Annotated in this window: 3 protein-coding genes; all 3 read right to left on the bottom strand. The window is 64.8% G+C overall.

Features of this window, described 5'->3' with window-relative positions:
- Positions 1–1,058: TonB-dependent receptor (locus AX725_RS11870; RefSeq protein ID WP_231733294.1), on the bottom strand; the 1,058-nt coding region annotated here is incomplete at its 3' end.
- Positions 1,059–1,091: 33 nt separating this feature from the next.
- Positions 1,092–1,271 (bottom strand): hypothetical protein, encoded by a 180-nt coding sequence (locus AX725_RS11875; RefSeq protein WP_060980038.1) that lies wholly within the window; start codon positions 1,269–1,271, stop codon positions 1,092–1,094.
- On the bottom strand, positions 1,268–2,435 hold a 1,168-nt coding region (locus AX725_RS11880), incomplete at its 5' end, for a PepSY-associated TM helix domain-containing protein (RefSeq protein ID WP_060980037.1). The genes AX725_RS11880 and AX725_RS11875, both read right to left, overlap by 4 nt.

Below are 2,435 nucleotides of genomic sequence, written 5' to 3' on the forward strand. Positions count from 1 at the left end.
TCGTTATTGTCGGTGCGCGGGATGAACGAGCTGCTGACCGTGATGTCGCCGTTCAAGTTGACCAGGGTCGGGGTGCTGTAAACGCCCTCTTCGGATCCATCGCGCGCGCCGAATGCGGCATAGACCATGACATCCTTGGCGACGTCATACTCCATGCGGAACTGCCCGAAAATGTCGCGCAGCGTCGTGTACTGCCAGGGCTGGCCAAAATTGGTGCCGGCATCGGGCGCGTCGGGGATGGCCGTCAACGTGTTGACGCGCAGCTTGGGGCGGAAATGCGACACCTTGACCCGCTGATAGGCAAGGTCGAGCATCGCCCGGAACGGACCCGAATTGTAATCGATGGCCGCTCCGAGCAGATAGCTGCTGCGAAATTCGTCGTCGATCGAGGCATCGCCCGCGCGCGCGGTCCCATTGATGCGGATGCCCCACTCGCCGTTCCTGCCCAAGCGGCGTCCGACATCGAACCCACCGCCGACATGCTCCGGTCCGGTGATGCCGATCGTCGCCCGGGTGATCGGGTCGGCGGTGGCGCGCTTGGGGATCAGGTTGACGCTGCCGCCGATGCCGGTGCCTCCGGGGGCTGCGCCGTTGAGGAACGCGCTGGCACCGTTGAGGACCTGCACCGATTCATACAATTCCGGCGCGACAAGCTGGCGCGGGGTGATGCCGTACAGTCCGTCAAAGCCGATATCGTCACCCGCCAGCGCGAAGCCCCGGATGACGAACAGTTCGCCCGCGATGCCGAAACCGGTGGTGGTACGGATGGTGGGGTCGTTCTCTAACACCTGGCCCAGCGTCTGCGGCTGCTGGTTGAGGATCAGCGCGGCATTATAGCTGCGAATGGCGAACGGGATGTCCGCTGCATCCTTGTCGCCGAGCACCCCGGCGCTGCCTTTCAGTTCGACGCCCGACTGGTTCTGGCGCTGGGCGGTGACGATGATGGTTTCCCTGTCCTCTGCCTCCGGCTGCTGCTGCGCCAGGGCGGGGCTGGCCAGGCCGATCGCCCCGAGCGCGGTGGCGGCAAGCAGGGCAGGGCGGAACGAGAAACTCTTCACGGCTTGAATTCCTTGGATTGAGAAGTGCAAAGATCAGGTGCGGCGCGCGCGCATCGCCCAGAAGACGGCGGCGACCGGCGCGCTGAGCGCGGCCCAGGAGGCGGCATCGCGCCAGCCGTCCCCGGTGAGTGCGACGACAAGCCCCGCAAGGCCGATGCCGAAAATGGCGAGCGGCCAGGCGAAGATGGTAAGGAGCGATCGCGAGCGGGTCATTCGGCGGGCTCGGCAATGGGGGCTGGCGACCGGACTTGCGCGGGGCTGCTCGTCCGGCCCCTGGCCAGCCAGAGATATAGGCCCGTGCCCAGCACATGCATGGTGAACAGCGTCAATGCGGCCCAGAGCAGCTTGAGCGGCAGGCCACCATAGTCGCCGAAATGCAGCGGCCGTGACAGCGATAGCGCCTGATAATACCAGGGCATTTGCCGGGCGTCGGTAAAGCGACCGGTCTCCGCGTCAACCAGCGCCGGGGTCAGCAATCGTTCGGTCAGCGGACTATCGCCCTGGAAGAACACGGCATAATGATGGTTGGAGCTGAATGTGCCGCCGGGAAAGGCGATGAATTGCGGATTGTTGTCCGGCAGCCTGGCACGTGCTGCGGCCATCGCGGTGTCGAGCGAGCCATAGCGCGCTGGATCGAGCGGCTCGCGCCCGGCATATTCGCGCGTCATCGCGGCGAGTTCGTTTGCCTTCCACAGTTTCTCGATCGGCACCGCGAAGGCGTTGATCACCCCGGTCAGCCCGACGACCAGCATCCAGGCGAGGCCGACGATACCCAGCAGGTTGTGATAATCGAGCCATTTGGTGCGGGCGCTGCGGCCGCTGCGCAGCGTGCCGAAGTCGAGCTTTCGCATGAACGGCGCATAAAGGACCACGCCCGACACCAGGGCCGCGACGAAGGAGATGCCCATTACGCCCAGAAACAGCATGCCGGGCAGGCCCAGGAACATGTCGGTATGCAGCTTGAGCAGGAAGTGCATCACGCCGCCGTCGTTTTCCGCCACCTTGCCGATCAGCTTGCCCGTCGAGCGGTCGAACGACTGGATCGTCATTTCCGCTGCTGGAGAATCGGGGCGCGGCCCGGTGGTGATCGTCATTGACGGCTGATCGTTGTCGAATGCCATGTAGAGCGGCACTTCGCCCGGCCGATTGGCGAGCGCCCGCGCCAGCATGTCGTCCAGCGATAGCAGGCCTTCGTTCGTGCCCGACGAGCCGATGCCGGGCATCCCGAACACCGGCTGCTCCTCGGTCAGATAATCGATCTCGTCGTGGAAGATCAGTGGCAGCCCCGTGATGCACAGCATCAGCAGGAATGCGGTGCACGCCAGGCTCGTCCATTTGTGCACGACGGCCCAGGTCCTGATCGAGGAGCGGGTCATG

Origin of the sequence: Blastomonas sp. CCH9-A1 (assembly GCF_001557175.1) — a bacterium.
Classification (GTDB): Bacteria; Pseudomonadota; Alphaproteobacteria; order Sphingomonadales; family Sphingomonadaceae; genus Blastomonas; species Blastomonas delafieldii_A.

What these genes read in the sequence shown, in the direction of transcription:
- AX725_RS11875 (WP_060980038.1), bottom strand. Translation starts at nt 1,271, where the DNA reads ATGACCCGCTCGCGATCGCTCCTTACCATCTTCGCCTGGCCGCTCGCC.